Consider the following 4,634-nt stretch of genomic DNA (forward strand, 5'->3'; position numbering starts at 1 on the left):
CGTGAAAGAGGCTCGACATCCTGACGATATCCTCTGGCTCACGAACTAAATGTGGGGATAAGATAAATTTTCTTCGGGGGGAAGTAAAACGCCGTGTGCATTCATTGCTCAAAATCACGGTAAATCGACTGAATTTCTTCCTGGAAGAAGCCGCGATAGAGCAGATAGCGCAACACCTTGGCTTTCTCTTTCCATTCTACCGGTAACGGATCGCCAAATTTGCGCAGCGCGATCTCCCTGGCTTGCTCACACCAGTCGATTTCGCATTCTGCCAAGGCATCCTGCACCATCTCTTTATCCACGCCCTTTTGCATCAGTTCTGAGCGAATGCGTTGCGCGCCATATCCCTTGCGGCTGCGGCTGGCGATAAAGCTATTGGCGAAACGCCGATCGTCCAGCCAGTTATGCTGGTAGCAATAGCTAATAACCTGTTCAATGATTGCGGGATCGACGGGTTCTTCGGGGGGAGTTGTAGGGGATTTGCTACCGAATCTGGCGTTCGCCATAAATGGCGGCGCCGCAAGTTTGCGGCGCAGTTCGGCTTCACTATGATCGCGTTGTGACAATAGCCGCATCGCACGGCTAATCAACGTATTTTGCTGATTACCAACAGATTGGGAACCTACATCATTCATATCTGCAAGCCTTGGTGATCGGTATACGCCCTAAGGGGCGTATACCCACCGGCAAAGATTAAAACTCTTCGCTGGTTTCTGCTTCGTTGTCATCGGCCTTCTCGGCACTGGCAGCAGCCGGTTCACCATTGCTGTGCAGCAACAGGTCACGCAGTTTTTTATCCAGTTCCGCAGCAATGGCCGGGTTTTCTTTCAGGAAGTTACAGGCATTGGACTTACCCTGACCAATCTTATCACCGTTGTAGCTGTACCAGGCACCGGCCTTCTCGATCATCTTGTGTTTCACACCCAGATCGACCAATTCGCCACGGCTGTTGATCCCTTCGCCATACAGGATCTGGAACTCTGCCTGTTTGAACGGCGCAGCGATTTTGTTCTTCACCACTTTCACGCGGGTTTCGCTGCCGATAACTTCATCACCTTCTTTGATCGCACCGATACGGCGGATATCCAGACGGACAGAAGCGTAGAACTTCAGGGCGTTACCCCCGGTGGTGGTTTCCGGGTTACCGAACATCACGCCAATTTTCATACGGATCTGGTTGATGAAGATCAGCAAGGTGTTGGCGTTCTTCAGGTTACCGGCCAATTTACGCATGGCCTGGCTCATCATTCGTGCCGCCAGCCCCATATGTGAGTCACCGATTTCGCCTTCGATTTCCGCCTTCGGCGTCAGCGCCGCTACGGAGTCGACGATGATGACGTCAACCGCGCCGGAACGGGTCAGCGCATCACAAATTTCCAGCGCCTGCTCACCGGTATCCGGCTGAGAACACAGCAGATTGTCGATATCCACGCCCAGTTTCTTGGCGTAGATAGGATCCAGCGCATGTTCGGCATCGATAAACGCACAGGTTTTACCTTCGCGCTGCGCAGCGGCAATAACTTGCAGAGTCAGGGTGGTTTTACCGGAGGATTCCGGGCCATAAATCTCGACGATACGGCCCATTGGCAGGCCGCCTGCGCCCAGTGCGATATCGAGTGACAGCGAGCCGGTGGAGATCGTTTCTACGTCCATGGAGCGGTCTTCACCCAGACGCATGATGGAGCCTTTGCCGAACTGTTTCTCAATCTGGCCCAGTGCTGCAGCTAACGCCTTTTGCTTGTTCTCATCAATAGCCATTTTTGCTCCTTCGTTGCGCAATGTCAGAGTGACTCACATTGCCGCTGAATGTATGTTGTGCAGGAAATTGTCGCTAATTATACTGTATGGTCATACAGTATCAAGCCTAATTTTACAAAAATTCATCAAGCGCCGTTTGCAGCGCATAAAGGGTTGCCTGCAGGCGCACCGCATCGCGATCGCCGGTAAATTGCATTTTGCGGGCCAGCACCCGGCCGGAACGTTCGGCAAAACCAAACCAGACGGTACCTACCGGTTTTTCCACACTGCCACCGTCTGGGCCAGCAATGCCGCTGACCGAAAGCGCCAGATCGGCCTTGGCTGCGTGCATCGCGCCCTGCGCCATCTCGCGCACCACTTCCTCACTGACAGCGCCATGAGCCTGCAAGGTCGCTTCCGCCACCCCTAGCAGTTCATGCTTTGCCGCGTTGCTGTACGTGACAAAGCCGCGATCGAAATAGGCCGAGCTGCCGGCGATATCGGTGATTGCCTTGGCAATACCGCCGCCCGTACAGGACTCTGCGCAGCTGATCCAACGCCCATCGGCCTTTAGCCTTTGCCCGACGGCAATACTGAGCTCACGCAACCGCTTCTCACTCATGGCCTCTCCTTTTAATCAATCAAGGTATATGCGCCTGATGGTAGCATTTATCAAGCCTCTACGGCATTTTACCGGCCGAAATGCCAAGCGCTTCGCAGTGCTGCGGTTTTAAGCCGTTGTACTAACTGCTAGTATCGGGGATACGTCCAGCTTGTTGCGGCAAACCCGTTTGCCTCAATCTTCGACTAAAACAGGAAGGCCGAGTGAAAAAAACGTTAGGTGTATTCTTTCCGCTGTATACCACCACCCTGCTGATGCTGCTGGGTTCCGGGTTACTGACCACCTACATTTCCCTGCGGTTAACCTCCATCAACGTCAGTGGCGCCCTGATCGGGGCCATTATCGCCGCCAACTACATCGGCCTGGTGATCGGCGGCAAGGTCGGCCACTTTCTGATTGCCCGCGTAGGGCATATCCGCGCCTATGTCTCCTGCGCCGGGATCATTACCGCTGCGGTGCTGGGCCACGGCCTGACGGAATACATCCCGGTTTGGGTGGTGCTGCGGCTGATTATCGGCCTGTGTATGATGTGCCAGTACATGGTGCTGGAGAGCTGGCTGAACGATCAGTCCGAATCCAATCAGCGCGGCATGGTATTCGGCTTTTATATGGCGGCCTCCTACCTTGGCATGTCGCTGGGGCAGATCGTATTGATGCTGCAAGCCAACCTTGGCATCAGCACATTGCTGCTCATCGCGCTGTGTTTTTCCCTCTGCCTGGTGCCGATCGCCCTGACAACCCGCACTAATGCCCGGCATATGTCGCCCGCTCCCATGGAACTGCGCTATTTTGTGCACGCTATCCCTAAAGTGTTGGCCACCACGCTGGTGATCGGCATGGTGGTAGGCTCCTTCTATGGGCTGGCACCGGTATATGCCAGCCAGCAGGCATTAACCACTCAGCAAACCGGCCTGTTTATGGCCATTGCTATCTTTGCCGGGCTGGTGGCACAGTTTCCGCTGAGCTGGTTGTCAGACCGTTACAACCGCACGCTGCTGATGCGCGTTAACGCACTACTGCTGGTGATTGCCGCCTTACCGCTGGCCCTATTGCCTCATATCGATTTCCCGGTATTACTGATCGTCGGCTTCATGGTCAGCATGTTGCAGTTCACCCTGTATCCACTGGCGGTAGCGCTGGCCAACGACATGATTGAGCCAGAACGCCGCGTCTCCCTGGCCGCCTGTCTGCTCATGGCGTTTGGCGTGGGAGCCAGCATCGGGCCGCTGGCCGTCGGTGCGCTGATCCAGCCTTTGGGTGGGAATATCCTGTACGTGTTTTTCGCACTGTGTGGTCTGTTGATTATGGCCTGCAGCAGAACGGTGAAACAGGATGAGTCGCAGTTTGTACAGGATGCGCCAGTGCCCCATATCGCCATGCCAGACAGCCTCTCCAGTTCCCCACTTTCCCCGGCATTAAATCCGACGTTCGATGAGCAGACCATTCAAGATACAATGCCCGCGCCGGAGGCCGCTCCCGATCCGCTAGCAGAAGCTCCGTTGGCGGAACAACTGCCGGAAGAAGAGCCTGCCCATCCTCAAGGTGCAGACCCTGAAGAAGACACCGGTCTGAAAAAAGCCTACACCATGCTATAGGTCAGCCAGGCGTGGTCCGCCACGCCCCACCCTATAACATGAAGGTTTTCTTATGCGGCCCCATAAAATCAGTAGCATAACTTATAAATAAATAATCTTTACTTCACAGTTTCAAAAAATACCCCTTTATTATTCCGCAGATAAGTGCCAATAAAACCCTCAATAACCGTTAGTTTTGTCATGTAATGGTCTTATTTATCCCTCTCGGTAGCACCAACTTTAAAATAAGTACAACCCTCGAAATAAAAAAGTTAACCAGTTGATTTTTTATAAATTTATTTTTATTCATCGATAGGATAACAGGTAAGTAAAATGCAGTTTATCTTGAAAAAAATAAAGTACCCGGGTAGTTTTAGAAACCATTAATTCCATATGGATACTAATCCATCCTGGCAGATAAGAATTTTTATCAATAACAAGCAGGCACAATAATCATTGCCACCTATGGCATTTTTATCAAAGCTCGCTTATACCTTACCTCACAGATAAGTTAGGAAGATTAATCTTAAAACCCTTTCAGGGATGAGTTTATAGTTAACTTTGTATTAATTAGTCATCAAAACACCAGGTTAAATTTAGCTCTAGGGCCCCCCCTTGGGCATTCCAGCGCGCCTACAAAAGCCACACCCGCGGCTTTGGCGCGCTATGCAAATTAACTTTGGCGTTCAGAGGCTAACCAC

General features: G+C 52.4%; 4 protein-coding genes. 1 reads left to right on the top strand and 3 read right to left on the bottom strand.

All coding sequences use genetic code 11. From position 1 onward, the window contains the following. Window positions 1–101: 101 nt before the first annotated feature. The 3 genes from recX to pncC all read right to left on the bottom strand — a co-directional run bounded on the left by recX (window position 102) and on the right by pncC (window position 2,359). Window positions 102–635: a recombination regulator RecX gene (gene recX, locus IMQ33_RS14415; protein WP_065686950.1), complete on the bottom strand. Its 534-nt coding sequence runs from the start codon at window positions 633–635 to the stop codon at window positions 102–104. Window positions 636–693: 58 nt separating this feature from the next. Continuing rightward, the gene (gene recA / locus IMQ33_RS14420; RefSeq protein WP_196062265.1) at window positions 694–1,758 is read right to left on the bottom strand and encodes a recombinase RecA; all 1,065 of its coding nucleotides are present in this window, start codon (window positions 1,756–1,758) and stop codon (window positions 694–696) included. Window positions 1,759–1,870: 112 nt separating this feature from the next. Continuing rightward, the gene (pncC, locus tag IMQ33_RS14425; protein ID WP_065686952.1) at window positions 1,871–2,359 is read right to left on the bottom strand and encodes a nicotinamide-nucleotide amidase; all 489 of its coding nucleotides are present in this window, start codon (window positions 2,357–2,359) and stop codon (window positions 1,871–1,873) included. A 203-nt stretch (window positions 2,360–2,562) separates the two neighbouring features. On the opposite strand from pncC, the gene IMQ33_RS14430 reads away from it, so the two are divergent. Further along, window positions 2,563–3,954, top strand: a complete 1,392-nt coding sequence (locus IMQ33_RS14430) for an MFS transporter (RefSeq protein ID WP_186580160.1) — start codon at window positions 2,563–2,565, stop codon at window positions 3,952–3,954. Window positions 3,955–4,634 lie beyond the last annotated feature (680 nt).

It is taken from the genome of Serratia sp. Res13-Sevr-LER1-36-b (assembly GCF_015673035.1).
In the GTDB taxonomy this organism is placed as follows: domain Bacteria; phylum Pseudomonadota; class Gammaproteobacteria; order Enterobacterales; family Enterobacteriaceae; genus Chania; species Chania fonticola_C.

Excerpts from the sequence above, each read along its gene's own strand:
- recX (WP_065686950.1), bottom strand. The coding sequence starts at position 635 with ATGAATGATGTAGGTTCCCAATCTGTTGGTAATCAGCAAAATACGTTG.
- recA (WP_196062265.1), bottom strand. The coding sequence starts at position 1,758 with ATGGCTATTGATGAGAACAAGCAAAAGGCGTTAGCTGCAGCACTGGGC.
- pncC (WP_065686952.1), bottom strand. The coding sequence starts at position 2,359 with ATGAGTGAGAAGCGGTTGCGTGAGCTCAGTATTGCCGTCGGGCAAAGG.